This window comes from Armatimonadota bacterium, assembly GCA_028871815.1.
Lineage (GTDB): Bacteria > Armatimonadota > Chthonomonadetes > Chthonomonadales > Chthonomonadaceae > REEB205.
Map to the genome: position 1 here is coordinate 94,722 of JAGWMJ010000007.1, position 26,266 is coordinate 120,987.

Annotated in this window: 20 protein-coding genes; 16 read left to right on the forward strand and 4 right to left on the reverse strand. The window is 61.0% G+C overall.

All coding sequences use genetic code 11. The features are described 5' to 3' along the window. Window positions 1-15: 15 nt before the first annotated feature. On the forward strand, window positions 16-2,226 hold the full coding sequence (locus KGJ62_09740; protein MDE2126858.1) for a molybdopterin oxidoreductase family protein: 2,211 nt from the start codon (window positions 16-18) through the stop codon (window positions 2,224-2,226). A gap of 103 nt (window positions 2,227-2,329) precedes the next feature. On the opposite strand, the gene clpB is transcribed toward KGJ62_09740, so the two are convergent. Beyond that, window positions 2,330-4,924 (reverse strand): ATP-dependent chaperone ClpB, encoded by a 2,595-nt coding sequence (gene clpB / locus KGJ62_09745; protein MDE2126859.1) that lies wholly within the window; start codon window positions 4,922-4,924, stop codon window positions 2,330-2,332. Between the two features lie 195 nt (window positions 4,925-5,119). On the opposite strand from clpB, the gene KGJ62_09750 reads away from it, so the two are divergent. The 3 genes from KGJ62_09750 to groL all read left to right on the forward strand — a co-directional run bounded on the left by KGJ62_09750 (window position 5,120) and on the right by groL (window position 9,014). Further along, a complete protein-coding gene (locus KGJ62_09750) occupies window positions 5,120-6,235 on the forward strand; it encodes a quinone-dependent dihydroorotate dehydrogenase (protein MDE2126860.1) in 1,116 nt (371 codons plus the stop codon). A gap of 830 nt (window positions 6,236-7,065) precedes the next feature. Then, window positions 7,066-7,356: a co-chaperone GroES gene (gene groES / locus KGJ62_09755; protein MDE2126861.1), complete on the forward strand. Its 291-nt coding sequence runs from the start codon at window positions 7,066-7,068 to the stop codon at window positions 7,354-7,356. Window positions 7,357-7,382: 26 nt separating this feature from the next. After that, window positions 7,383-9,014, forward strand: coding sequence for a chaperonin GroEL (gene groL / locus KGJ62_09760; GenBank protein ID MDE2126862.1), 1,632 nt, complete (start codon window positions 7,383-7,385; stop codon window positions 9,012-9,014). A gap of 78 nt (window positions 9,015-9,092) precedes the next feature. On the opposite strand, the gene KGJ62_09765 is transcribed toward groL, so the two are convergent. Beyond that, window positions 9,093-10,256 carry a hypothetical protein gene (locus tag KGJ62_09765; protein ID MDE2126863.1) on the reverse strand — a complete coding sequence of 388 codons (1,164 nt, stop codon included), beginning with the start codon at window positions 10,254-10,256 and terminating at the stop codon, window positions 9,093-9,095. On the opposite strand from KGJ62_09765, the gene KGJ62_09770 reads away from it, so the two are divergent. The 5 genes from KGJ62_09770 to KGJ62_09790 are packed head-to-tail and all read left to right on the forward strand — an operon-like array spanning window position 10,249 to window position 16,103. Beyond that, entirely contained in the window at window positions 10,249-10,971 is a 723-nt protein-coding gene (locus KGJ62_09770) for an HAD family hydrolase (protein MDE2126864.1), read from the forward strand. The genes KGJ62_09765 and KGJ62_09770 overlap by 8 nt on opposite strands. Beyond that, on the forward strand, window positions 10,964-11,854 hold the full coding sequence (locus KGJ62_09775) for a glycosyltransferase family 2 protein (protein MDE2126865.1): 891 nt from the start codon (window positions 10,964-10,966) through the stop codon (window positions 11,852-11,854). The genes KGJ62_09770 and KGJ62_09775 overlap by 8 nt, the downstream gene beginning before the upstream one ends. Before the next feature lie 7 nt (window positions 11,855-11,861). After that, window positions 11,862-12,770 carry a glycosyltransferase family 2 protein gene (locus KGJ62_09780; GenBank protein ID MDE2126866.1) on the forward strand — a complete coding sequence of 303 codons (909 nt, stop codon included), beginning with the start codon at window positions 11,862-11,864 and terminating at the stop codon, window positions 12,768-12,770. After that, window positions 12,767-15,097, forward strand: coding sequence for an O-antigen ligase family protein (locus KGJ62_09785; GenBank protein ID MDE2126867.1), 2,331 nt, complete (start codon window positions 12,767-12,769; stop codon window positions 15,095-15,097). The genes KGJ62_09780 and KGJ62_09785 overlap by 4 nt, the downstream gene beginning before the upstream one ends. Further along, entirely contained in the window at window positions 15,063-16,103 is a 1,041-nt protein-coding gene (locus KGJ62_09790; GenBank protein MDE2126868.1) for a hypothetical protein, read from the forward strand. The genes KGJ62_09785 and KGJ62_09790 overlap by 35 nt, the downstream gene beginning before the upstream one ends. Window positions 16,104-16,214: 111 nt before the next feature. Here the strand turns inward: KGJ62_09790 and KGJ62_09795 are convergent, their stop codons facing one another. Together KGJ62_09795 and KGJ62_09800 are read right to left on the reverse strand one after the other, a co-directional pair. Continuing rightward, window positions 16,215-16,661: a hypothetical protein gene (locus KGJ62_09795; GenBank protein ID MDE2126869.1), complete on the reverse strand. Its 447-nt coding sequence runs from the start codon at window positions 16,659-16,661 to the stop codon at window positions 16,215-16,217. 106 nt (window positions 16,662-16,767) lie between these two features. Then, on the reverse strand, window positions 16,768-17,610 hold the full coding sequence (locus tag KGJ62_09800) for a sugar phosphate isomerase/epimerase (protein ID MDE2126870.1): 843 nt from the start codon (window positions 17,608-17,610) through the stop codon (window positions 16,768-16,770). A 407-nt stretch (window positions 17,611-18,017) separates the two neighbouring features. On the opposite strand from KGJ62_09800, the gene KGJ62_09805 reads away from it, so the two are divergent. The 7 genes from KGJ62_09805 (at window position 18,018) to KGJ62_09835 (ending at window position 26,233) form a co-directional block, all read left to right on the forward strand. Continuing rightward, window positions 18,018-19,022, forward strand: coding sequence for a response regulator transcription factor (locus KGJ62_09805; GenBank protein ID MDE2126871.1), 1,005 nt, complete (start codon window positions 18,018-18,020; stop codon window positions 19,020-19,022). Then, entirely contained in the window at window positions 19,019-21,406 is a 2,388-nt protein-coding gene (locus KGJ62_09810) for a hypothetical protein (protein MDE2126872.1), read from the forward strand. Before KGJ62_09805 ends, KGJ62_09810 begins: the two co-directional genes overlap by 4 nt. A 91-nt stretch (window positions 21,407-21,497) precedes the next feature. After that, window positions 21,498-22,313 (forward strand): zinc ribbon domain-containing protein, encoded by an 816-nt coding sequence (locus KGJ62_09815; GenBank protein MDE2126873.1) that lies wholly within the window; start codon window positions 21,498-21,500, stop codon window positions 22,311-22,313. After that, window positions 22,310-23,275, forward strand: a complete 966-nt coding sequence (locus KGJ62_09820) for a M48 family metallopeptidase (protein ID MDE2126874.1) — start codon at window positions 22,310-22,312, stop codon at window positions 23,273-23,275. The genes KGJ62_09815 and KGJ62_09820 overlap by 4 nt, the downstream gene beginning before the upstream one ends. Before the next feature lie 37 nt (window positions 23,276-23,312). Beyond that, window positions 23,313-24,161 carry a hypothetical protein gene (locus KGJ62_09825; protein MDE2126875.1) on the forward strand — a complete coding sequence of 283 codons (849 nt, stop codon included), beginning with the start codon at window positions 23,313-23,315 and terminating at the stop codon, window positions 24,159-24,161. 48 nt (window positions 24,162-24,209) lie between these two features. Beyond that, a complete protein-coding gene (locus KGJ62_09830) occupies window positions 24,210-24,479 on the forward strand; it encodes a TlpA family protein disulfide reductase (protein MDE2126876.1) in 270 nt (89 codons plus the stop codon). A 416-nt stretch (window positions 24,480-24,895) separates the two neighbouring features. Continuing rightward, window positions 24,896-26,233: a hypothetical protein gene (locus KGJ62_09835; protein MDE2126877.1), complete on the forward strand. Its 1,338-nt coding sequence runs from the start codon at window positions 24,896-24,898 to the stop codon at window positions 26,231-26,233. Window positions 26,234-26,266: the final 33 nt, after the last annotated feature.

Below are 26,266 nucleotides of genomic sequence, written 5' to 3' on the forward strand. Positions count from 1 at the left end.
AGGAAAGGTTGACTTATGGCACGGCCACCGCTCTCTCTTCACCAACTGGAGGCCAAATACGGGCCGCATCCAAAGCGACAGCCGTACGGCGGCTGGCAGGATACAGATCCGCCGGAAAAGCTGGTGGCGACCCATTGCTGTTTTTGCGGTCAGCAGTGCGGCATTCAACTCAAGGTGCGCGGTAACCGTGTTGTAGGCTTTGAGCCGCGCGAGGACTTTCCGTTCAACCGGGGAAAACTGTGTCCCAAGGGCGTAAAGCGGTACATGCAAAACGAGCATCCGGATCGTTTGCACCACCCGCTGAAGCGCACGGATAGTGGTTTTGTGCCGATCAGTTGGGACGAGGCGCTGGATACCACCGTTGCAGCGATCAAACGCATTCAGCAGGAGTTCGGCAAGGACTCCTTCGCCGTGCTCTCCGGGGTATCCATGACGAACGAGAAGTGCTACCTCGCCGGTAAATTCGCGCGTGTTGCACTACAAACAGCGAATATCGATTACAACGGCCGCTTGTGCATGGTCTCTGCCGGCGCCGGCAACAAGAAGGCGTTCGGAATCGACCGCGCTGCGAACTCATGGGCCGATATACCCCTGGCGGATGTCATCCTGGTGACCGGGGCGAATGTTGCGGAGTGCGCGCCTATCACCACCGATTATATCTGGCGGGCGCGCGATCGTGGCGCCAGGCTCATCATGATTGATCCTCGTGTGACGCCGCTGGCGCGCACGTGTGATCTGCACATTCCGGTACGACCCGGCGGCGACGCAGCGCTGTTGAATGGAATCCTGCATGTGGTGATCGAGCGGGGTTGGGTCGACGAGGAGTTTATCGCGGCGCATACAACCGGTTTCGATGAGGTTCGGCAAGCCGTGAAAGCATATACGCCAACAATGGCCGGCGCGATGTGCGGTGTACCTCCGGAGCTGATCGTTCGGGCGGCCGAAATGTGGGGTCCTGCCAGGACCAGCTTTCTCCTCCATGCCCGCGGAATCGAGCACCATATCCAGGGCGTCGACAACGTGGTGGCCTGCATCAACCTCGTGCTTGCCTCCGGCAGAATCGGGCGACCAGGATGCGGTTACGGCACCATTACGGGCCAGGGCAATGGTCAGGGCGGGCGCGAACACGGCGGCAAGTGCGACCAGCTGCCGGGCAACCGGGATATCAGCAATCCTGAGCACCGTAAATACGTGGCCGAGGTTTGGGGTATTGCCGAATCCGAACTGCCGGGCAAGGGGCTGACAGCTCAGGAAATCATCGAGGCGATGCATGCAGGCGAGATCAAGGGCTTGTTTTCGATCTGCTTCAATCCACTTGTGTCGCTTCCAGACGCGCAATTCACCAGAGAGGCTCTAAACCGGCTGGAGCATTACAGCGTCGTCGAGTTTTTCCTCAGTGAAACGGCACAGCATGCCGACATTGTGCTGCCCGGTTCGCTTCAGGAAGAAGATGAGGGCACCACGACCAGCGCAGAGGGCAGGGTAATCCGCATTCGCAAGGCCGTTGACCCTCCCGGCGAGGCACGGGTCGATTGGCACATCATGCTGGATATAGCGCAGCGAATGGGTCGCGGTGAGTACTTTCAGTACGAAACAGTCGAGGAGATTTTCGATGAGCTTCGCCTGGCGTCGAAGGGTGGTACGGCCGATTATTACGGAATAACGTATGATCGGATCGAGCGGAATCAGGGCGTGTTTTGGCCCTGCCCGAGTCTGGATCACCCCGGAACACCTCGCCTCTTCGAAGATCTGCAGTTCTCCACGCCAGACAGGAAGGCGCACTTCAACGTAGTGGAAGCGCGTCCGCCCGCTGAGCCACCGGATGAAGAGTATCCTGTTGTTCTTACTACGGGACGCGTCGTTAGCCAGTACCTCAGCGGGACGCAAACGCGCCGTATCGGTGCACTGGTTGACCAGTATCCGGCACCACTGGTCGAAATGCATCCACAACTGGCGGAGACTATCGGCGTACAGTCCGGTGATCGTGTCACGGTAGAAAGCCGGCGCGGCCGGGTGACCCTGGAGGCAAGCGTGGTCACCACCATCCGCGAGGACACCATCTTCATTCCATACCACTGGCCCGGTGAGCAGTCGGCCAATGTGCTGACGATCCGCGCGTTGGACCCTGTCTCACACATCCCTGAGTTCAAGTCATGCGCCTGTCGCGTGCGCAAGGCTGGTCGAGAGGCGCAGGTAGGCGGGAGTCGCGCAGTCGACGCGGGTTGAGGGCGTGGAACCACCCCACCCCAACCAGGATTCCTGCGCTCTCCTGCCGGCTTGGGCCGGAGCGGCAGACCGTTACCGGGGAACCGCCTCCGGGAAGCTGGTACTACCCGCTGTGAAACTGAAGCTCGCCGGCTCCGGCGGCGTCCGCAGTGATGTGATCGCCATCCTTGAACTCTCCGGCGAGGAGCATTCGCGACAGCGGGTCGATGATCAGCTTCTGTATTGCGCGCTTCAGAGGCCTGGCGCCGTAAACCGGGTCGTATCCGGCGACTGCGATGGCCTGCCGGGCAGCGTCGCTGAGGTTCAGTGTCAGCTTTCGCTCTGCCAGACGCTTTCGCAGAAGGGCCAACTGTATCTCCACGATCTGCTTGATCTGCTCAACGGAGAGCGTTGAGAAGAGAATCACCTCGTCGACGCGGTTCAGAAACTCCGGTCGGAACCAGGCGCGAACTTCCTCCATCACGCGCCGCTCCATCTCGTCGCGGTCCACCAGCGCCAGCTCCTGGATAACCTGGCTGCCTATGTTACTGGTCATTATCACCACAGTATTCCGGAAGTCGACCGTGCGGCCCTGGCCATCAGTCAGCCGGCCGTCGTCGAGGACCTGAAGAAGCGCGTTGAAGACGTCTGGGTGCGCCTTCTCGATCTCATCGAAGAGGATTACGCAGTAGGGCCGGCGGCGCACGGCTTCCGTCAACTGACCGCCCTCGTCGTAACCCACATAGCCGGGCGGAGCGCCGATCAACCGCGCCACGGTGTGCTTTTCCATGTATTCGCTCATATCGATGCGCACCAACGCTCGGTCGTCATCAAACAGAAACTCGGCAACGGCGCGCGCCAGCTCGGTTTTACCCACCCCGGTAGGCCCAAGAAAGATGAAAGATCCGATGGGCCGGTTCGGGTCGGCCAGTCCGGAGCGAGAGCGGCGCACGGCGTTTGCCACCGCCTGTACCGCCTGTTCCTGGCCGACGACGCGCGCATGGAGCCGGTCCTCCATCTGGATCAGCTTTTGCATCTCGCCTTCCAGCAGGCGCGAAACAGGAATGCCGGTCCATTTGGCCACAACTTCTGCGATGTTATCCGGCGTCACTTCTTCCTGAAGCAGTGCATTGCCGCCCGTCTGCACGGCAGCCAATTCACCTTGCTGCTGCTCCAGCTTCAGGTTCAGCTCGTGCATCGCGCCGTAGCGAAGCTCAGCCACCTTCTGGAGGTCTCCCGAACGCTCGGCACTTTCAGCGTTCATGCGCGTCTGTTCGAGTTCCTGTTTGGTGGCGCGTATAGTTTCGATCACCTGCTTTTCGTTCGCCCAGCGAGCCCTCAAACGACTGTTCACCTCACGAAGTTCGCCAAGCTCCTGCTCCAGGAAATCCAGGCGCTCTTTACTGGCGGCGTCGGTCTCCTTGCCCAGAGCAACACGTTCGATCTCGAGCTGTCGCACGCGACGCTCTACGTCGTCGATTTCAGCGGGAACCGAATCGATCTCGATACGCAGCCCTGAGGCAGCTTCATCCACCAGATCGATGGCTTTGTCGGGGAGGAACCGATCGGCAATGTACCGGCTGGAGAGCACGGCAGCGGCGACGAGCGCGGAATCGGTGATGCGGATTCCGTGGTGCACCTCATACTTCTCCTTGAGGCCACGCAGAATTGCGATGGTATCTTCAATAGATGGCTCGTCAACGTACACCGGCTGAAAACGGCGCTCCAGCGCAGCGTCCTTCTCAATGTATTTGCGGTACTCATCCAGGGTGGTTGCTCCCACGCACCGCAGTTCACCGCGTGCGAGCATCGGCTTCAGCATGTTGGAGGCGTCGATGGCGCCTTCCGCGCTGCCTGCGCCGACGAGCGTGTGCATCTCGTCGATGAACAGAATGATGGCGCCGTCACTGTCGGCAATCTCTTTCAGCACGGACTTCAGGCGGTCTTCAAACTCGCCGCGGAACTTGGCGCCTGCGATCAGCGCTCCCAGGTCCAGCGCCACCACGCGCTTATCCTTGAGTCCTTCGGGTACGTCCCCGGCGATGATTCGCTGCGCCAGGCCCTCCACAATAGCGGTTTTGCCTACGCCCGGCTCTCCAATCAGCACGGGATTGTTCTTGGTTCGCCGGCTGAGGACCTGGATGGTGCGCCGAATCTCTTCGTCGCGCCCGATTACGGGATCGAGTTTCTGCTGGCGCGCCAGTTGTGTAACGTCGCGGCCGTAGCGTTCCAGCGCTTGATACTTCTCTTCGGGGTTCTGGTCGGTGACGCGCTGACCGCCGCGCACCCCGGCCAGCGCCTTCAGCAGCGCCTCTGGTGTGACTCCCTGCGCGCGCAAGAGGTTTGCGGCGCTGGCCTGCCGCTCCTCTACCAGCGCCATCAAGAGATGTTCGGTGCTGACGTACTCATCCTTCATGCGCTGAGCAATATCAAAAGCCGCATTCAACACGGAGCGCATCCTCGGCGCCATTGACGCGCCGGCCTCGCCGCCACTGACCACCTTGGGACTGCGTTCGATTTCAGCCGCCACCTGCTGATCGAGCAGCGCCGTGTTTGCACCCAGTTTCTGAAGAATCGGAACCGTGAGTCCTTCATCCTGGCGAAGTAGCGCGGCCAGCAGGTGCTCGGTATCCACCTGGCTGTTTCGCGCCGTCTCAGCGATCGCCTGTGCCGACTGCACCGCTTCCTGTGCTTTGATCGTGAACTTGTCTAGTCGCATTGAGTCGGGTCCTGTAGGCTCGACGGAGCATCAAGTCCCCGGAGCCGTAAATGATTGTTCTATAATCATACTACTTTAGTGTGATACCATAATGTTCCATAAAGCTCGGAAAAACTACACAACCCTCGGTGTGCATTTGGCCGGATGCAATGAGGTTCGCTTGAGGGTATACCATCGGCAGCGTTGCCACCACCCATGCTTCTGCCTTACCGACGTGTGATTCGCCCCCTGCTGATGCGCCTCGACCCGGAAGACGCGCACCGGCTGGCGCTTCGCATCCTCTCCCTTTGCGCCAGTACCGGGTGGTTTGATCCGCGGCGGGCGTTCTCACCGACCGGCCTGCGAGTTACCGTGGCCGGCGTTGAATTCCCAAACGTGGTCGGCCTGGCCGCCGGCTGCGATAAAGACGCCGCTGCGGCCCCATTGTGGGCGCGGTTCGGCTTTGGGTTCACGGAAATCGGCACCGTAACAGCGCAGCGGCAGGGCGGCAATCCGCGACCGCGCGTTTTCCGTTTTCCGCAGGATCAGGCGATCATAAACCGGCTCGGATTCAATAGTCAGGGATCGGAGGCCGTCGCAGCTCGCTTGACCCGCCTGGCGCTTCGGGGTTGGCGCCGCGTCCATCCGATCGGGATAAACATCGGCAAGCAGCGGTCGGCCGGTTCAGACGAAGAGACCGTGGCTAGTTATATGGAGGCGCTCCGCTGGCTTGCACCATTGGCTGACTACGTGGTGGTGAACGTATCGTCGCCGAACACGGTGGGTCTGCGTGAATGGCAAGCCCGCGCACGGTTAGAGCAGCTGCTGCGTCCCATTCGCGAGCGGCTGGACGACAGCGTGTCCGACACAGCTCCCCGCGCCACGCCACTCTTCGTGAAGCTCTCTCCGGATATGGACGAGTTTGAACTCGGCAATGCTTTGGAAGCGGCGTTCGCATGCCGCGTGGATGGTCTTATAGCTACCAACACTACATTGTCGCGTGCCGGACTGAGCTGCGAGACCAGCGAGGAGGGCGGCCTGAGCGGCCAGCCCCTGCGCGAGCGTGCACTGGCAGCGCTCCGCTGGCTCTACCGGCACTCCGGTGGTGGTATGCCGCTGATTGGCGTTGGAGGAATCGGTACCGGCGCCGACGCGTGGGAGCGTATCCTGGCGGGCGCAACGCTGGTTCAACTCTACACTGCGCTGGTGTATCAGGGACCCAACCTGGCTCGGTCGATCAACCGCGACCTGATGCGGCGGATGCAGGAGAGCGGCGTGCGGCACGTATCGGAAGTGGTGGGCGCCGAGGCTGGAAAAACCTCAAAGGGCTGAGAGGGACCGGTGCGACCCGTTACCGGCCCCCCCCATCAAAACAATGGAAGGATGTCCTTCCAAAAGGTAAAGCGAGTTTTTGGGCAAAAAAAGTTCCACTTTTCCGAACCTTTTTTGAAAAAAGTTGTGAGTACGAGGAATATGTGTTATAAACGCGAGCGTTGCCACCGCCTCGCAAGAGGCGTTAACCGTGGACGGAGTGACTGAGAAGGGTCCCACATCGTGACGGAGTCGCGCTGCCTGAGCGCTGGAAAGCCCGCGTTGGGACCAGGTCGGCGCACGAGACCCCTGTGGGTACCGAGGCGTGTACAGAGCCGTCCGGCGTGTTGAAGTTTCACTCTGTTTCTGCGGGTTTACCATCTACAACCTCATCGCCTGATCGGGCCACAGCCTATGCCTGGCCGGTTCGCGACGCCGCTGCCCGCTACTTTTACGGCGCTGCAGCTGTCGGGGCGGCAATAGGCAATGGCAGTGCGTTTCGCGTCTGTTCAGCCTCTAGCTCTGAGAACACCCTGTTTTCATTTCGTTACTGAACCGACGGCGGTGCCGCGCCGCCCCGGTTTCACCGAGTTGTGGTGAAGTTCGAGATGAGCGGGATCGATACTCCCGCGGCGCGTGCGAATGCGGTTTTCGCCGTGCCACCCATCTCGGTGCAGATCTCTTAGCGGGTCCGGACGGCGAGGCAGAGCGGACCCTTGACTTGCCGCCCGGTTGTTGAGTATGCTTGTTTTGGCGCTCTCCACTTGAGAGTGCCAAAAACACAGGCGGCGGCGCTCTGCTGCGCTGCGTGCCCGAAACCCGAATTGAACAGTCTGCCAGGAGGAGATACGATGGCATTAAGGCCGCTTCGCGACAAAGTGGTGGTAAAGCCCAGCGAAGAAGAAGATAAGACCTCCGGCGGGATCTTTTTGCCCGACTCGGCAAAAAAGAAGCCGCAGGAAGGGAAAGTGGTAGCCGTAGGTACCGGCCGCGTGCTGGATGACGGCAAAGTGAAGAAGATTTCGGTGAAAAAGGGCGACACCGTGATCTACTCCAAGTATGGCGGCACCGAAATCACCGTGGAAGGTGAGGACCTGGTGCTTCTGGACGAGGATCAGATTTTCGCGATCGTAGAGCGCTAACTGCCGAACAGGCCGGAGGAACACAGATGGCTGCAAAACAGCTGAAGTTTGATGAGGAGGCTCGCCGCGCACTGGAGCGGGGCGCCAATACCGTGGCCAACGCCGTAAAGGTGACCCTTGGACCCAAGGGGCGCAACGTTGTTCTGGATAAGAAGTGGGGCTCACCCACCATTACCAAGGACGGCGTTACCGTGGCCAAAGAAGTAGAGCTGGAAGACCCGTACGAGAATATGGGCGCCCAGCTTGTCAAGGAGGTCGCCAGCAAGACCAACGACGTGGCTGGCGATGGCACCACCACCGCGACCGTGCTGGCGCAATCCATTGTGAATGAAGGACTGCGATACGTTTCGGCCGGTGGCAACCCGCTGCTGGTGAAAAAGGGCATCGAGATGGCGGTTGACGCTGCCGTTGCGGCCCTCAAGAAGATGGCCGTGGAGGTCAAGGGTGACAAGGCAATGGTAGCCAGCGTTGCTAGCATTGCTGGAAACGACTTGGAGATTGGCAACCTGGTCGCCGACGCTATCGAGAAGGTGGGTCAGGATGGCGTTATCACTGTGGAGGAGAGCAAAAGCCTGCAGACCTATACCGACTTCGTAGACGGTATGCAGTTTGATAAAGGCTACATCTCGCCCTACTTCGTTTCGGACGCTGAGAGGATGGAAGCGGTTATCGAGAATCCGCTGATCCTCATCCACGAGAAGAAGATCTCTTCCGCAGCCGACGTGATTCCGCTGCTGGAGAAGCTGGCGCAGCAGCGCCGCTCTCTGGTGGTGATCGCTGAGGACCTGGATGGTGACGCACTGCCTACGCTTGTTCTGAATAAGGTTCGCGGTATCGTGAACTCCGTCGCAGTCAAGGCGCCGGGCTTTGGAGACCGCCGTAAGGCTATGCTTGAGGACATTGCCATTCTTACGAAGGGCACGTTCGTCAGTGAAGATATCGGCGTGAAGCTCGACAAGATCGACTTCACGATGCTTGGAACGGCCGAGAAGGTGGTTGTCGGCAAGGATGAGACCACGATCATCAACGGCGGTGGTGGCGAAAGCGCCATTATGGGCCGCATCAGCCAGATCAAGAAGCAGATCGAAGACACCGACTCCTCGTACGACAAGGAGAAGCTGCAGGAGCGCCTGGCAAAACTTGCCGGAGGCGTAGCCGTCATCAAGGTCGGCGCCGCCACCGAGACGGAGCTGAAGGAGAAGAAGCACCGGTTTGAAGATGCGCTCTCCGCAACGCGAGCAGCTGTGGAAGAAGGTATCGTCCCGGGCGGCGGCGTGGCACTGCTGATGGTCCAGGCATCACTGGACAAAGTCAAGGGTGGCGCCGACGAAACGCACGGCATCAACATCGTGCGCCGCGCCCTCGAGGAGCCGCTTCGCCAGATTGCCGAGAACGCCGGTTTCGAAGGCTCCGTCGTGGTGAACAAGGTCAAGTCGCTGCCGAAGGGTCACGGCTTCAACGCAGCCAGCGAAACCTACGGCGACATGATCAAGGCCGGCGTGAGCGATCCGGTCAAGGTGACCCGCTCTGCGCTGCAGAACGCCGCATCGATCGCTTCACTGGTGCTGACCACCGAGGCGCTCGTGGTGGAAAAGCCTGAGAAGAAACCGGCCCCTGCGCCGGGTGGCGGCGGCGGTGGCATGGACTACGACATGTAGTTCACGGTCCTACCGTGTTCCAGGCTCACCGGCCATGGAGAAGCATCACCGGATGCTCCTCCATGGCCGGTTTTGCGCCTATCGAATCGATTTCCAGGCTGCCCAAGCAGGCTTGGGCTGGTCATTTGCCGTGCGCAATCCATACCATAAGCCCGCTGAAGGATTGTCGTGCAGCGTAAACCAGAAGACCGGTCCGATACCGGGTTGCTGCGCCAGCTCCGTAAAAGCCTCGACAAGGTTCGCGGCTTCCCGAGCCTCGGCACGCACGTCACCCGTGCGCGCTGCCCAGCCGATCTCCGTCACCCACACAGCCGCAGCGCCCTGACGCGGGAGCGCCGCAACGAGCGCCTTTCGAAATGCAGTGTAATAGGCGTCGATCACTCCACTGGCTACCCGGCTGTCGGAATCTGGGTAGAGATGCAATCCCCATGCATCAACGGGCGCACCCCCACATTCAGCCGGCAGATCACTCCAGCCATCAAGTTGATTCCCAGCCGAGACGGTGGCGCGAATGTATTCGGTGGCAACGTTGGCCGCCACGCTGTGCGTAAAGCCTGCCGTCAGTATTCCGCCCGCAACCACCAGTGAACCTGGAGAGCACGCGCGTACCGTCTTCCAGGTTTCGGTCAGCAGCCAGGCGAAGTTGCTGGGATAGAGGTAGGAGCCGCCAGGCAGCACGCCTGGGGCGCCGGGCGAGTGGCGCGTCCAGCAGTTCGGCTCGTTCCACACCTCCCAGGCGCGCACCTGCGGAAACGCTTTGAGCAGCGGAAGCAGCGCATCTGCGCACCAGGCGCGTAGATACGGATTTGAGCCGTCACCGCTCCCGGTTTCGGCGCTTCCCTGCAGCCACAGCTTCTGCCCGCCGTGCCAGGATCCGGCATCCAGCAGACCAAGCGGCTGAACATGCTCCCGGATCAGATTTCGAATCACCACCTGGTAGGCGGCCGTCACGGCGCCACTCCAGCGTTGGCAGCCGGGCGGCAGCCGGAACTCAACCCGCGCCCAGCGAGCGCCGGCGCCATGGAGCTCTCTTGCTTCAGGCTCCGTCAGAAGCACATGCCGCTGATCATCCACGGCCCAGCCGTCGGAAAGAGCCTTGCAAAACGGAACGGCGGCCGGATGGAGTTCTGGAGGATGCGCTGCAGCCACCCTGGTGGACATGATCAGCGGTAGGATCGCGATAGCGGCTCGAATTGAGTTTGACGCCGCACGGCGCCGAACACTATAATGAAGCGTGACCATTCGACCCATCGATCGGCTTAATCCCCCTTTCGCAACTTTGGACGCCGTGTTGTTTGACCTGGATAATACGCTTATCGAGACGCACATCGACTTCCCAGCGATGAAGGCCGAAGTGCGAGTGGTGGCAAAACAGTATAGTGTGAGCCTTCCGGATGATGGTGACGTGCTGGGACTGGTGGCTGCAGGAGCGTCCGCGGTCAGAGCCGAGCGCGGCATTGCCGAATCGGTACGGTTCGAAAGCGCTGCTCTACGCACGATTGAGGAGATTGAGCGGCGCCAGTGCGCCGCTCCGGTGCAACTGGCGGGCGCGTCCGACCTCCTGCGACTGCTGCGGAGCCTTGGCGTTGGTGTGGGTGTGGTGACGCGCAACTGCCGTGCCGTTGCCGACGCGCTGCTTGCGGCCGGCGACCTCGTACCGGACGTGCTACTGGCCCGAAATGACGTACCGGCCGTAAAGCCAAACCCTGACCACCTGCTCCGTGCGCTGGAGGCAATTTCGCACGCCACTCGCCGGAGAGTCGATGCCGGCAACAGTGCAATGGCAGGAGATCACACGATGGACGTTCGGGCTGGCAGGGCGGCCGGTATGCTAACCGTCGGATTTCTTCGTGGGCGTGACGCCAAGTTCTTTGCACGGGAGATGCCCGAACTGCTGTTCGAGGGTCCTCAGGCGATGTTGGAGATGGTGCTCGCGTCTGCTCCAACATATGTGTGAGGAGAAGCTCGGCGCTACGCGCCTGTCGATTGCCATCGTCAACTGGAATACGCGCGAGTTGCTGATGCAGGCGCTTGGCAGCATTATCTCCGCGCCGCCGCAAGGCGGATGTGACATCATTGTCGTGGACAACGCCTCCAGCGATGGCAGCGCCGACGCGGTGGCGGCCGGCTTTCCTGAGGTGAGGCTTGTTGCCAATGCCACTAATGTGGGATACGCGGCCGGCAACAATCAGGCACTTGCTCTGGCACGATCACCGTATACTCTTCTGCTCAATCCCGATGTAATCGTACCGCCGGGAGCCCTGGATGTGGCTCTGGCCCGTATGGAGCGCCATCCGAAATGTGGGGCGCTTGGCGTACGGCTGGTGCACCCGAACGGTGAAGTGCAGCGTTCGGTGCGCGGCTTTCCACGCCCCGTGGCGCTGTTGTGCGAAATGACCGGTCTGGCCGCAGTTTTTTCGAACAGCCGGTGGATTGCCGCGTATCGCATGCCGTGGTTCAACTATTCGCACGAAGCGGAGGTGGATCAGCCGATGGGCACGTTTCTGCTCCTCCGCACGGAAGTGGCCGCTGAGGTTGGCCCGATGGATGAGGCGTTCCCAATCTTCTTTAATGAGGTGGACTGGTTGTACCGGTGCAAACAGCGTGGCTGGAGCGTCTGGTTCACACCAGACGTCGAGATCGTACACTACGGTGGCGCCAGTACTTCGCAGGTGGGCGCCAAAATGGCTTGGGAATCGCACTACGGGCTCATGCACTACTATCGCAAACACTATGGCGGCGCCCTCCACGCTCCGGTCCGATGGCTGATCGGCGCCGCATCGTGGTTGCGTGCAGCGGTTCTCGCGAACCGGCGCGCCAGGATTTCCCGGACCAGTTAAGCCTACTATGGATGTGAGCATCGTCATCTTGAGCTGGAATACACGCGACCTGCTCGCATCGTGTCTCCGCTCGATTGCGGCCGATCCACAGGCGCCGCCACACGAGTTGATTGTGGTTGACAACGCCAGCGAAGATGGCAGCCGCGAGATGGTTCGCGAACAGTTTCCGAACGTGCGCCTGCTGGTAAACCCGGTCAACCTCGGCTTTGGCGCGGGTAACAACACGGCGATACCCGTGGCGCTCGGACGCTATGTACTGTTTCTTAACTCCGACACCCTGGTGCACGCCGGCGCGCTGGCCGGCCTCATCGCATATGCCGACGCGCGCCCCGTCGTGGGAATCGTGGGACCGAAGCTGCTGAACGATGACGGATCCCTGCAGTATTCGTGCCGCCGATACCCCACTCTAGGCGCCGGATTCTTCCGCAACACCCCGCTGGGACGACTGTTTCCCAACAACAGGTTTGCGTCCGACTACCTGATGCAGAATTGGCCACATCAGGAAGCAATGGATGTGGACTGGGTCTCGGGCGCGGCGCTGATGATTCGCAGGGAGGTGTTGGACGAAACTAAGGGTTTTGACGAAGAGTTCTACTTCTACTGCGAAGACCTCGAACTGTGCTGGCGGGTCAACCATAGTGGGCGCTGGAAGGTGAGCTACTATCCGCACTCGGTGGTGACACACTCGATCGGGCGCAGTAGTGACAAGGCGCCGACGCGGATGACCTGGGAGTTTCATCGCAGCCAGTACCTTTTTTACCGCAAGCACTACCGCGCAACCACACTCTTCTTCGCGCGGCCGCTGATACCCCTTGGCATTGTTCTGCGCGCCACGGGTCAGATGACGCGCTATCGCGTAAACTACTGGCGCCGACGCCTGCGCAAGCGCCGCAAACCGGGTGGCGACCAGCAATGAGCCAGAAGCGTAAACAGCCGACGCCACCAACTGCGGTTACTCTGAAGGTCCTGGTGGTGGATCACAACACACTCTCACCACGCGAGTGGTGGGCAGCGGCGCTGTTGTGGGCGGCAGCGGCGTTGGCTCCGCTGCTGGCCGGTACATTTGCCTACCCACCCCACTTTTCGTTCATGGCGCCGCAGGGATTGGTTCCATGGCTACAGGCCGCCGGCGGTCCGGTATGTGAGTTGTGCGCGGCCGCTGCACTGGCTATCTGCGTTATCGACTCGCAGCGCCACCCGGTTTCCGAGCACCCCGTGCCGGCGCTGGTGCCGGCCACCGCAATGCTCTGTGGGTGGGCCGCACTCTCGCTGATTCGAAGCCGCGACCTCGCCATGAGCCTCGACACGCTTGGCGTACTGTTCAGCAGCATCGCATTTGTGTGGTCTGCTTTGCGTCTCAGCCGTAACCGTGCCTTCTGCGCCCTACTTCTTCTGGCCATTGTTACAGCAGCCGGTATTACCGCACTGCTTGGCATACAGGAGTATCTCTACCAGTGGAAACTTGGCGCTCCGCAACATCGCACGTTTTCCACATTTATCAATCCGGACTTTCTTGCCGGCTACCTCACGATCGCCATTCCCCTTACGGGAGCGGCGGTGGTGGCTGCGCGCGATACGCTGTGCCGGTGGGGATGCGGCGTAGCCCTTGCGGCAGAGAGTTCGTGCCTGCTCCTGACCGGCTCGCGCGCCGGCGCCGGCATCACCTTCCTCGCGATGCTCCTCTGGCTAGCGCTGATGATGGCCGGCAGGTGCACAGCGCGTCGCAGGCGACGGATCGGCGCATCGCTGCTTACAGTTGGCATTTTCGCTGTTCTTGCATCCGCTCCAACGCTGCTGCGCGTTGTTGGACCAGCGCCGGCGGCTGCCGGCAAACCGGCCGGCATCGAACAGGACATCGCGCATACGGCGGCAGAGGAAACGCACTCCGTGGCATTCCGCCGGTACACCTGGCTGGGCGCGATGGCGGTGGCTGAAGCAAATCCGATTATCGGTGTTGGCGTAGGCACGTTCGAGGTGAGTTACCCGCGCTACTCCATAACCGGCTACACCGCGCATGCGCACAACAGCCTGCTCCAGTGGATGGATGAAACGGGTTTGGTCGGAGTCGTGTGCCTGCTTACCGCGCTAGCGGCTGCCGCGGCATACACCACCCACATGCTGCTGCGTATTGGGAGATCGGGTGGCGCCGAGGACGTGGAGCGGAGCGCCAGTGACGGACTGACTGGCTTTGAGGCGTCGGCAGCACGCCTGTTCTCGTCGTGGTCGGTTCTCCTGTCTGGGTTGATAGCCAGTATAGCCGGATCGTTGCTGCACACGCTGATCGATTCGGATTGGTACGTCACGGGCACGCTGATCACGCTGGTCGGCGTTGTGGCGCTGGCGATCGGCATAGCGAGAAGCTTCCTGGAGGATCGCTCAGAATCGCGGCGCAAGCCGGGCCGGGAAGTGTGGCTGGCTGCCTCAGCGCTCATCGTTGTAATAGCTTGGCGGGCGCTAGCCACCGGCACGGCACGGCTGTGGAGGATGCAGGGCGCGGCCCTGGTAGCGTCTGGCCAGTCGCAGCAGTCAGTTCTGGATGCCTATAGGACTGCTGTATGGTTCGACCCGCTGGATGTGGAAACCAGGATGGATCTGGCTGAGGTTTTGAACCGCACCGACGCCGACGCTGCGCTGCGGCAGTTACGGACCGCAGTGCTGGATGCGTCGATCGGAAAGACGTGGTACCGCCTTGGAAGCCAATACCTTGCCATGCACCACCCACGGAGAGCGGTGGCCGCGTATCGCAACGCACGTGTCGCCGAGCCTCACAACCTCCAGACGCTTCACGCGCTTGCCGCCGAGATGCGGAACGAGGGCGCCATCGCAGAGTGGCAGGGGATTTGCCGCGAGATGGCTGCTCTGGAAAACTCGCCCTATGGCCAGGTGCTGGCGGTACCGGAGCACGTTGAGACGGAATATGCCTGGGCACACGCGCAGTTAGGCGATTACGCGGCCAGCCAGGGCAGCTGGCCGGCTGCTGCTGGTGAGTATGCCAAGGCGGATGCCGTAATGAAGTTGTGGTGGCCCACGCGCAACCTGCTGATCAACGCACTGACTCCGGCCAGCACACGACAGCGGTTAACGGACCTCTATGCCCATGTACTAGACGGTTGGGCCAGCTGCTTGATGCATCTGGGCGCGACTGCGGCCAGCCAAATTCGGGCGGTTCGGAGCGAGCAGGCAGCGTTTCTGCAGCAGCGCGCACAGGATGCCGCCAACCCCAAGCCGCCCGGATCCGGCTAGGCGACTGGTGCACACCCAGGGCTCTGCATGTCACTATGCAGGCGGCTATGTGTCTAACCGGGCGATGCTGACAGCAGAACTCGATCTGCGAACTGAGCTTAGGCGACGCCGACCGACGCAGTCGACCCGGGGGATCCCGGAAGCGCCAGACGGACTGGTAACGATGTGCAAGACTCTATGGTGGGTGCTGGCGCTGGTCGCGCTGTCAATGGCGCCGATAGTCGCCTCCGCAACCGGCGAAGTTGCGGCAACGCCCGCGATTGTGGCTCCGAACCAGCTGGTTACTCTGCACTGGTACTTCACGGGTTCCCGCGTTACCGTCCGTGGCGGCCGATTTGGCGTCGGCAAGGTCGTGACCGGGCTCACGAGCGTTACCGACCATCCGCGGGTAACGACCACGTACACATTCGACGCCTGGTATCGCGCGCCGGCGACGGTAGCCGGTGCCGGCTCCAGGGCGACTGTACCCGTGCATGTACAGTACAGCGTCACCGTACCGGTCGTAAAGCTGGCTACCTACCACGACTCCCACGGTTGGTCGATCTCATATGTTGGCGGTTGGCGGCATGATAACCAGTATGTGGCGGGTGAGGGCTCGGACGGACTCGTGTACTTTCAACAGGCGATGGACAGCGTGGAGCGTTTGACCGTAGCTGTGATTCCGGAGACGCGCAGTTCATGCGCCGATGTGGTACAGCAGATTCAGCAGGATATCCCAAACCACTACACGGCCATAAAACTGGCTGCAGTGGTGCCAACCACGTTTCACGCCATGCCGGCAATATGGTCCGGCTTCACCGGCGGAGACGAATCGCATCCCGGAGTGCGAACGCGGTCGTTGATCCTCACCTTGATGCATGGCGGCAAGGCGTACGTAGTGAGCGCACGAACGGCAGTGTGGAACTACACGGCACGCCTACCGCTGTTGAAGACTCTCGTCGAGAGCCTTGCCTTTGATGCGGTACGGACTCAATCGACGACACCGGCGGCAAGACACAGCGGTTAGCTGCAAACGCGATCCAGACGGAATAGACGAAGATATAGGCCCTGCCGCGCACGATGGTTCGCGGCAAGGCCTACATCCGATAGCTCTTTGACCGGTGGCAGCCGATCGCTACTAAATGCCGAAGCGGCTGGGCAGCGGTGCTACCCTTGGAAGCACACGTGCCACTGCCGCGGCCCACTTGGCTGCCAGGGCGGATTTGCTCATTCCTGCGGACCTGGCATCCTGCGGCAGCACCTCTCCAAGGAAATAGCCTCGCACGGTAATCAGATCTCGCCCACCCTCGTGTACTACGGCGACATCCTTGGCGGTGAGGCGGGGCGCCTGGGTACGGCTGAGGATTTCGACGGTGCGTGCGTCAAATGTCTCCGTACGCATAATCGGCGTCAGCCGTCCGGCCGAAGCCCCGATGTGGATGATTTCGTAGCCCGACATTGCCCAGAAGGTGGGCGATGAGTCGCTGATATCGGGAATGGTCCCGATCTCGAGCTTGGTCTGCGCGGAGGCGGCCCTTGGAAAAGCGACTATTGCGGCGATAGCCGCAACCAGAAGCCACTTCATGATTGACTCCTTTCGTGGAATCTCGTTTGTGTGATGCGGATCGTATGACTGACGAGCATGTTGATTTAGACGATAGCGCGGAAGCAGCGGTTCCTGCAGGCAAGCCTCAGCCGGCGATAAACTGCTCGAGGTACTTCTTACCAATCAGAAACCCCTCCTCCCGCTCCACTGCCCCGTCCTCGTGCTCGATGGAGAGGACGCCATTATACTGGTTTCGTCGCAACGCTGCGATGTATTCGCCCCACCGCACCTGGCCGAGACCGGGAATGACATAGCGCCACCATCCATCACCCAGCACGCCCACCCAATCGCGCTTGCGCTCCGATATCTCGGTATCCTTGGCATGCGTATGAAAGATGCGGCTGGCGAAATGATCCACGGCTGCGATATAGTCGATTCCCTGCCACAGCAGGTGCGACGGATCGAAATTGAGGCCGAAGTTGTCATCCGGTACGGCCCGGAACAGCTCATCCCAGTGACCCAGGTGCTGGATATTGGTTGCATACCAGTTCTCCAACGCGATTTTGATGCCCTTGGAGCGAGCGTGCTTTAGAATCGGAGGAAACACGACGGTGCAGTCCTCGGCAATAACCTTGAAGCGGTCCTTGCCGGCTGGTGGCAGGCCCGCAAGGGTGCATACAACCTCCACGTTCAAATCGGCCGCGATGTCGATGGCTTTCATCACGGTTTCAACATTGCGTGCGCGGCGACCGGCGTCGCCATCCGTCAGGTTGGTGTAGGCAGCCAGCGACGAGATTTGCAGGGCGCGGCGCTCCATCAATTGCGAGACCTCCGCGGATCGATCGACGGTCCACGCTGCTGTGTCGATGTGCTTGCTGCCCGGCCCGGTCGCTACTTCCAGACTGCGGAAACCGTACTCAGCGGCAAACGCCGCTACGGCCTCAAGAGGCTCATTACCAAACGGACCGGTTAGAATCCCGACATTCATTACCTACTCCTGTCAGCGTTTGGGTAGTTATTAAACTCCACCGAAAGCGCTGGCCGCGTGCATTACTCACCAACAATTAGACAGGGAGTGCGCGAACTCCTGCCCATCCGGTCAGAGGCCTAATCAGGCAGGCAAATTGCACGCCACTTGGGGGTACAGTTGTTTCAACATTAATTGGCTCGGCCCGCCAGGCACGACTTGGCGGGCCGAACCGCAGTGAAGGTGAAGGCCGCCGCGTCATGACGGATCAGGTCTCCGCCGAGTATTGTATCGGCCTGCAGCGCAGGAGGCAATACCCTAAAAGGATACATTTTTACGTAGACGTTTGTATTCTTCTCTGACATTGTGTGCTGCCGCGGCGGCCAGTTGCGGTGCGCCGGCGGACTTGAGGATACTGGGCGCACTGCTTGAACCTTTGTACACGCGAGGCCGTTCCGGACGATTTTACGGCGTGGCTCCAACTGGAGACCGCTTGCTTTGGCTTTGATGGTGATACGCCGGCCGGTGGCGCCACGGAATGGGGCCTGCTTTTTCTGACGGATGCGGCACTGACGCTGGTTATTGAGGACATCGACGTACCGACCGGACCGAGGCTTGTTGGCGTTGCCGGCGCTGTCTTTGTCAGCGACGAATTTGTGGCCTGGTTCAGGCAGGGCCAGCCACCATGTCTGAATCGCCATGCGGCGCATCCGCCGACAGAGTGTTCGCCCGCCATTCTGAACGGGGCCGGGGTTGATCGCGCCAACGCAAGCTCCGGCCTCAACGGTCTGGTTACGCACTGGGTATGGGATACCGTGCACTACAGTCCCGTTGACTCGCTCTATATCCGGACGCTGCTTATGGACAGGTTCCTGGAGCTTCACGCTGGGTTCAATGTCCGGCAAATACTCATCGAAACCGTGGGCACTGAGGGTTACGAACGCTGCAGCGCTGTAGGATTCGACCTGTTGAATGACTACTCGAAGTGGTTCACGAATCATCCGAAGCCTAACCCCGAGATGCATCCATACGTGTTTGAAGCAGTGCGAGAGCGGATACTCGGCAAAGACGGCGCGGCAATTTGCCGGCCATTTCTCTATACGCCGCCGCGGTTCGGCTTCGACCGCGACGATCAGGCGCTGTTGCTTCACGCTCGCCAGGGCCTCTCTGACGAGGAGTTGGCGGAGGCTCTGTTCATCAGTTTAGCCGCCGTCAAAAAGCGTTGGACCAACATCTATCGGCGCGTGTCTGACATCGATAACAAACTGCTGCCATACCAAACGGCCGGCGTGCGTGGTACCGAGAAGCGCCGCCGTTTGATGCGCTACCTGCGCGATCACCCTGAAGAGTTGAGAGCCTATGCGCCAAGGCCACCGGCCGCGCCGGTATGGCCGAGTCGCCTTGGCGCTCGGAGCACCACCACCAAACCATGAACCGAAACGCCACTATTATTCGCATTGCCTCCTGTACGGCGATCCTGTGCTTCGCTGCGGCCGCGACAGCGCAGCGTCCACCGACGCTGGACCCCACGTTCGGCTTACCGATACCTAAAGCAGCGAAACCGTCGCAGCGAATAAGCCCGCAGCCCGACTGGATCTGGGCGCAGCACACCCGTGACAATCAGACGGTCTGGCTGCGCGGAACCTTCCAGCTGCATCAACGGCCTCAGATGGCACTGCTGCGAGCTGCGGCTGATAATTTCCTGAAGGTATGGGTGAACGGGCACGCAGCAGCTGCAACCACCAAAGACCCACCGGGCGGATATGCATGGCAGAACGCCTCGGTGGTCCCTGTGGCGCGCTGGCTGAGGCGCGGCACGAACGTCGTGTGCATTGAAGGTCATAATCAGGAAGGCAGCGCCGGCGCCGTGGCCGTGGTGGAAAGCGGCAGCCACAACCTGTTGACCACCAACTCCCTGTGGCGGGCGACGGAAGAGCAGCCGACCTCAGATTGGCTTTCGCCGAGCTATCCGGCGACCAACTGGACTTCATCCGCCGTTATCGCGCCTTTGGGCGGAGGGCCATGGTCCACCGGTCTAAGCGGCTGGCCGGGCATCACCGACGCGCCGTACCTGGCGCACATCTGGCTGCCGCCCGTCCGCGTCGTACAGGTTCACGCCGGCGACGGCTCGATTACCGGCGCTGAGACCGTATGCCGCGCCGGCGGGCAAAACCTGGTAATCCACCTCGCCCCTCAAGGATCCAAAAATCCTCCATCTCTGGTCCTGGACTTCGGCAAGGAACTGGCGGGCCGGCTCGAAATCACGGGCTCGGGCACCGGCGTGGTTCAGGCCGGTACGGGCGAGAGCCTCGGCGAGGCCATGGTCAAGCCGTGGGGCGGCATTCACAACCTGAACACTCCGGCCCGGCGCGCGGCAACGCCATGGAGCGCCTGGCGATTTGTGCGACTGGTGTTTGTGCCGCAAGACGCCGGAGGCGCGGGCACCCTCCGGTTGACGCGGATGAGTTTCAACCACAAGTACTATCCGGTGCGGTACCTTGGCAGTTTCGATTGTTCCGATCCACTTCTCACCCGGATTTGGTATACCGGCGCATACACCGCTCACCTGTGTATGCAAGAGGACATCTGGGATGCGCCGAAGCGTGATCGAGCCCGCTGGATGGGCGACCTGCATGTGTCGGGGCGCGTAATCGATACCGTGTTCCTGGATCGATTTCTGATGGAGCAAACGATGGACCGGCTGCGCAGCGATGCGCAGGGTGGCCTTCCATATAGCGATCCGCCTAAATCCAACGTGAATGGCATTCCGGGGTACTCGTGTGCATGGATTGGCGGCATGGCGGATCTGTACCGCCATACTGGCGATAAGCGCTGGCTCCTGAAGCAGCATCTACCGTTGCTGGGAATGCTGACGTATCTCCATGGCGAGATGGATGCCGACAACCTGTTTGTGAACGCGCACCACCAGTGGCCCTTCGTAGATTGGTCGCCGGGATTCGATGGTGATACGCCTTTGGCCCGCGCGGCTACCGATCTTTTTATTATCTATGCCGCGCGCCAGGCCGCGTTTCTCCTGCGCGCCATGGGCGATCCCACAAACGCAACACGGGCAGCGCAGTGGGCGCACACGCTCGCGTTGGCGGCCCGAGCGCACCTTGCCGACCCGCAGAGCGGCGTCTGGGGGGCACGACGGCAAGAAAACGCGATGGCGGTATACAGCGGCGCGGCAGTTCCGGCAGACTACGGCGCGATCTATACGGCGGCGTTTGCACCAACCTCACCAGCGTGGAAAGAAATCGCCACTCCGTATTACGACAACTACGTGCTCTATGCCATGAGCAAGCTGGGTCATACGCGGGCGGCGCTGAAGTTTGCCAGAGCGTTCTGGGGCGGAATGCTGAAGGAGGGGGCGACCTCATTCTGGGAAGGATATGACCTGTCGTGGCCGAAGGTGCACCCGCATCTTCACCTTGGCGCGGATGACGGCGTCGGCTACTTCGTGAGCTTGTGTCATGGCTGGTCGAGCGGTGTCACCAGCTGGCTGACGGAGTGCGTTTTAGGCATAAGACCAACGGGCGGCGGGTTTTCCACGGCGGTAATTGCGCCGCATCTGTCGGGCCTGCACTGGGCTGCAGGCACCGTGCCTACCCCGCACGGCCCCATTCACGTGAGGGCGGTAAGCCTCCCGCACGGTCTGAGCCTCACTGTGCGGCTGCCGGTCGGCGTTCGCGCCGACGTATCCCTGCCAGGCTCGGTGCTAACCATGGCGGGCAGGCGCCTGAAGGCGCGCATGAAGGCTGGCCGCGTAAACGTAACAATTACGGGACCGTGCGTCCGGCGGTTTGTGACGCGCTAGAACTGGTGGTTGGGATGCTTCCGCGAAACCGCACCACTGTCACTTCCGTCACACCACTTAGGGAAGTACCGGTTTGTCACGGGGGTGTAAGATGGTAAATGCTTCGGAACCAGCCGAGGATCAGCGCGCTGCCTCTCAAAGGGCGGAGCGGCGGGCGGCGCGCGCTGCCCTGATCAGCGGCCTCCATTCTCAGCTCCAGCCGCATGAGCAACTGCTGGCGTTCCTCCGCGGACGCGTGGCTGGTGGCTGGCGCGGTAAGCTGGCGATTGGGCCGGAGGCATTTTTTGCGCCATACGTCAATATCGGCCTTACCGACAAGCGACTGATACTCCAGCACATCCACCCCGACACGCTGCGGCCCAGTGAGATTGAGCCGCACACGTTTGAGCTGGCACAGATTTCCGCGCTCACCTATTCCGAGATCGAGTCGTTTGGCGGTCCGCCCGAGTGCAGCCTTACAATCCGGCTGGCAGATGGCGACCCGGTTCGATTGCGCACCGAGTCGGCCGACAATTGCGGCAACGCGCGCGCAATGTGCGGCGTGTTCGCAGCTTTTACCGCAGCGGAGCGGGCTGTTTCTCCTTCAATTGACGCTCACTGCATCCATTGCCATAAGGAGGTGACGTCCGGCGCGCGATTCTGTCCTTACTGTGGCGCTAAACAGCCTGAGCCGGCGCCATCTACCAGAATTGTCGACGTTCAGGAAGTGGCCGACCCGGACGATGTGGCTGCGAGTGAGACGTCAGCGCCCATAGAGCCATCACCGTCCGGTGAGGACTCAAATCCGGGTGGCGCCACAGAGGGACATCCGGCAGAGCAGAAGATTTCTGAGTTGATCGACAGCTGGGCGCGACGACACGAAGCCTCGGGCGATCCGGGCCCGCGCCCTGAGGGAGGCTCCGAGTGACGCAGACGATGGAACTCCCTCAAGCCGAGCGGGTGCGGTTTCCTGGGCTGTCGAGCGCCGCGATCGAACACCCCGCTGATCGCGCTGCACTCGAGGTACTTCGCCGGACCTTTGGCGTTGACAGGGTGCTGCGGCAGTTGTCTAATCTGAGCGGCGAGCGGTTCCTGCGGATCCTCTTCACCGGGGACGCTGTGCGGGTCTCACCCAAACAGGCGCCATCGATCTATGCCGACCTTCAGGAAGCCTGCGCGATTCTCGACGTGAAGGAGCCGGAGCTGTATTTGATGCAGGATCCGAGGCCAAATGCCTTTGCGTTCGGAATGAAGAAGTACACCATCGTCATGACAACCGGGTTGGTGGAGCTATTGACGCCGGAGGAGCGGCTGGCTGTTATCGGACACGAGTTGGGCCACATCAAAGCCGAGCATATGGTGTATCGCACGATGGCGATCATTATCGCTCGACTGATGAACGAGGTCATCGGCTCGATAACACCGCTGGGATCGCTCCTGAGCTCAGCGATGCTCTACGCTCTGTTTGTCTGGTTTCGCAGGAGCGAGTTGACTGCGGACCGCGCGGGCCTGTTGACGGTGCAAAACGAGAGCGTCTGCATTATGGCCCTGCTCAAGCTGGCTGGCGGCTCGCCGAAGTTATCATCCGAGTTGGATCCCGACGAGTTTGCCCTGCAAGCCGACCAGTTTGAAGACCTGGACGAAAGCTGGGTAAGCCTCTACTACAAGTATTTGATGGTCCAACACCAAACGCATCCATTTCCGGCGTTGCGGGCGCGCGAGCTCAAGGAGTGGGCGGCGAGCGATTCGTATCGGAAGCTGCTGCGGGGCGATTACCCGCATGCCGATCCCGATGCAGGCCGGCGCACGTGCCCAACATGCGGCTCGGTAGTAACCAACGTAACCTGGAAGTTTTGCCAGGAGTGCGGAGCGGAGCTGCCAACAGTCTAGCGGTTGACCGCCGGGGACGACGGCAAAAGGAAACGAGATGATGAAGCCTGGTAGTGCGCGCTGGTTCACGGTTGCCTGCGGCTGCTGCGGGGTGTTTTGCGCGGTACCATCGACGGCGGGTCAAAGCCCGGCAGCGCTAGCGGCGCGCATCCACGCCGCGATGAGGAGACTCCAGTCACTTTCGGCATCGATCACGTTCACGCAGGTGGTGGATGGTCGCACAATCACCACGCCGGTTCGAATCTGGCTGCGCAAGCCGAATGAATGCCGGCTGGTCGTCGGCGCACCCTACAACGAGGTGTTGGCCGACACCGGCAAAACCCTGACGCGATTTATGACCAAATCCCGCCAGTACTCGCAGGCATCTGCGGCCCCGGACGGCGCCGACATCCAGGTTGCATCCGTATTCCCAGTCCAGGTGTTCTTCAGACCCCTGAAGAGTCTGCTGAGTGTGCCAGTGCGGCCCACTGGTGTTGGCACCGGCGTTGTCGGCGGCGTGCGGACAGCCATATTGATTGAAAGTGGTTCCAAATCCACGGCAGCGGCGGTGCTCCACCTGCAGCAACGCACGTATGCGCGGAGCGACGGCGTTGTGGTGCGCAGCCAGACGATCATCACCGAGGGTAAGCACCGAATTGTGCTAACCTCCACGCTTTCCAACATCCATGTGAACAACGTTTCGTCAGCGCAACTCCACTTCGCGCTACCGGCGGACGCTCAGTCAGCATCCGCGGCGCCGGCCGACCCGTACGACAAATCGCTCGTGGCGATCGGAGCGCAAGCGCCACCGTTCCAACTCCCGCTGCCTGGCGGCGGCGACTACTCACTGAAGCAGGCGCTGGATGGACGAAAAGCGGTGCTGGTGAACTTCTGGTTCTACAGTTGACCAGCATGCCATGAGGAGTTTCCTCATCTCCAGTCTCTCTATTCGGAGCTGGCGCCCAAGGGTTTGCAGCTGGTTGCGATTAACTACGGCGACCCTGCCGCCACAATCCGGCAATACATCGAGACGAGCAAGTGGACATTCCGGATCGTGATGGGCGGCGGCGAGAAGGATCCCGGGTTCCCCGTGTTCAGCCACTACGGCGTCCAGGCATTTCCTACGAACTACGTGCTCGATTCCACGGGCAAGGTGGTCTGGCACGGCGTTGGCTTTGACGAAGGCGCAATCCGATCGGCGCTAGCAAAGCTAGGCGTAAAGTAGTTCTTCGATCGCGTCGGCGCGAGGCATGAAAAGGGCGGGTGGCTCAGCCACCCGCCCTTTTTTACCTGGTGGGCAAAAAGACCGGCCCAGCTGCGTCATTGAAGCCGGGCCGGACCTCAAGCGGCAATGAACCGCCTGGGGACGCTCGAACGAGTACGGGAATGAGCGTTCCCACTGTAAGCAATATACCGAATCACGCACCTGCTGTCAAGTAGATATGCTACAGCATGCGTAACGATTGGTTGCCTTATTCGTCGCCATCAAGACGTGCCGGTAAGTGGTCGGCGCCGATTCAGGCCCAGCGCGAGCGCGCCGGAAGCGCATGCTTCTCCCGCTGATAGTGCTACCCTTTGCAATGCGTGCTCATGCTGCCGGACGAAGCGAATGGTGGTATGCTGATGCGCGGGAGGAAGTAGATGCCACAGGCTAATCGCAGTGTCTCAACCACCGAGTCCGACGTAGCGGGCCGTCCGTCGGCTCCTGGTCGACGGGGTAGGCGTCCCGCGCTGGATGCGGACGAACGGCGACGGCTGGCGGCGCTGATCGCGCGCATGGTACTGGTTGACGGTCGCGAGCAGAAGGAAGTTCTGCAGCACCTGAAGCAGGCCGAACCCGATTTGCCCCATCTGGATGCAAGTACGGTATCGCGGCTGTACCGATACGCACTGGATAGCGGTATCGTACGCGTTTTTATTGACGAGGCCGCACCGTTTCAGCCACCGCGTGACGAAACCCTCGAACGGGAGCTTGTGGTGGCCTACGGCCTGCAGTCGGCGATTGTTGCGGAGATGCCGCCAACGCCGGACCGAGACGGCGAACCGATGGTCGCCGACGATCTGGTGCAACGCGTCCTGGGCCAGGTTGCCGCTGTGTACCTCGACACGATCTTCCGTCAGAATGAAGTTATCGGGTTGTCGTCGGGTCGGGCGGTGTTCTATACGTGCGAGAGCCTCTTCCAGAGTCACATTTTTGATAAGCGCAATTTGCGTGGCATTCGAGTGATGTCACTGAACGGGAGCATCACGGCGACTCCGTGGAGTGTACAGAGCCCTAATGCCCGCGTCGCCATGGATGCAGATGCCAGCGCCTCATGGCTGGCTCGTGCATTTGCCGATGTTGCGCAGGTTCGCCTTTCGCTTCCCGCTGCCCTGGCAACGCCGGCCGATGTCACCAGCAGCTTGCAGCACGGACCGGGCATGATGATCTCGCCGCAGTTATGGGAGCAGCGTCTCCGGAGCCAGCCCGCTCTGGCGCCAGTATCCGACTATGAGGTGGTGGTGCCCACACTGGCGCTGGTTGGAGTGGGGGCCGCGCACCCGGACTCGGGCCACCGATACATAACCGGCTGTAGTGAACCGCATCTGGAGCCGGTACGCGAGCACATGGTCCGCCTCATTGAGATCGCCAGAGCTATTCACAAGCATCACTTAGATATAGGCTGTGCCGTGGGCGATATATGTAATCGCCTCTTTGTTACACTCACGGCGCAGCGGACGCTGCCGGAGCGGCTGCTGGCAGAGCTTGAGCGCTGCGTTGCCGAAATCAATTGCCGCCTTGTATCTGTTTCGTTCGACCAACTGCAGATGATTCCAAAAGTGGTCGCCGTGGCCGGAGGAAAGACAAAGGTGGAGGCGATCCGCTCCGTATTGGAGTGGGCGAAGATGGGCTGGCGGCAGCCGCTGGTTCATGACCTGGTCACCGACAGTCAGACCGCCAGTCATCTCATTCAGGCCAAGCATATCAACCGCTGGTAAGCAGCCCACCACGTATGCGGTCCGCCCGGGGCA